Source organism: Protofrankia sp. Cj3, assembly GCF_917627355.1.
In the GTDB taxonomy this organism is placed as follows: Bacteria; Actinomycetota; Actinomycetes; order Frankiales; family Frankiaceae; genus Protofrankia.
The window spans coordinates 1-1,401 of record NZ_CAKJTR010000099.1; the positions used below are offsets into that span (position 1 = coordinate 1).

A 1,401-nucleotide genomic window follows, 5' to 3' on the forward strand; every position below is an offset into this window, starting at 1 on the left:
ACGCACACGTCGCCGGGCAGGTCCAGCGGATCGACCCGAAAACGCTGGACCCACTGGGCGCGCCGCTCTCCTTTGGTTCAGCGATCGGTGGTGCCGGGCTGACCGCTGACGGCACGCTGTGGGTGGCCTTACCTGAGAAAGGGCAGCTTGTCCCGGTTCGCCGCGGCACAGCGGGAACAGCGGTCACGGTCGCCCGGCCAGGCTACCGACTGTCACTGATCATAGTAGACGGGCTGCCGGTCGCGGTCGACGCGACCACGCCAGCGCTGGTACCCGTGCGCGACGGCCGCCCCGCCCCGGCGCTGCGGCTGCCGGACCCGGCCGGGCAAGGGCGTCAACTGCTCGTGGCGCCGTCCGTCGACGGCCATCTCACCCCCGTCATTGTCGACGGGACGACCACGATGCTGCTGGCCGACCCGGGCGCCGGTGCTGTCCGCGCGGTCGATCTCGGCTCCCAGGACCCTTCCGGGAAGCTCGGCGCTCCCGTGGTGGCCGGCAACCGGGTGTACATACCCGACAACGACAAGGGACGGTTGCTGGTCTACGCAGCCGACCTGGGGCAGTTCAGTTCGCCGATCACCGTTACCCCTGAGCCGGCGAAGCTCACCGTCTTCGTCAAGGACGGGATGCTCTGGGCAAATGACGAGCGCGGCTCCCACGCGGTCCTGGTCCGGCCGGACGGCTCGGCCCAGCCGATCGAAAAACACGCCCCCGACGTCGCCGGCAGCGCCGCCACCACCCCACCTCGGCCGCTGCCCACGCAGACGATCACACCGCCCCACGAGGCCCCGCGCTCCCAGCCGTCGACAGCCGCCCCACCCCAGCCGCTGCCCGCGCACGTGATCCTGGCTCCCCGCCAGGCCCCGCGCTCCCAGCCGTCGACAGCCGTCCCGCCCCAGGTACCAACCCCAGTCGTCGGACCAGCCCCCAGCCCGAGCCGTACGGCCCCGCCTGCCGGTGGACAGCCGACTCCGGCTGCCCCGCCCGCTGTCTCCCCGTCACCCACTCCCGTTCAACCATCCGCTTCGTCCCCGCCGCCCACTCCCGTTCAACCGCCCGCTTCCTCCCAGCCGCCTGCTTCCTCTCCGCCCCCGCCGCCAGCTCCCACCACGTACCGCGAACAAACCGGCAGCACTGGCTCTCCGACATTCAGCAACCCGCACAACGCTTCCGGTCAAGGCCCGCGCATCGCGGTGGGCGCCTACGTTGAGGTGCAGTGCCGTGTATATGAGCCCCTAATCCAGTCAGCCAATCCGGACGGCTGGTGGTACAGGATTGCCAGCAGCCCCTGGAACGGCCAGTACTACGGTGTCGCGAACAACTTCCGGAATGGCGACGTCCCCGGCCAGGGCCCGCCTTATCACAACACCGACTTCAACGTCCCCGTTTGCTGACGCGAAT

General features: G+C 70.2%; 1 protein-coding gene. It reads left to right on the forward strand.

Features of this window, described 5'->3' with window-relative positions:
• Positions 1–1,394, forward strand: a 1,394-nt coding sequence (locus MJ783_RS14385; protein ID WP_239310948.1) for a hypothetical protein, incomplete at its 5' end; no start/stop codon positions are given.
• Positions 1,395–1,401: the final 7 nt, after the last annotated feature.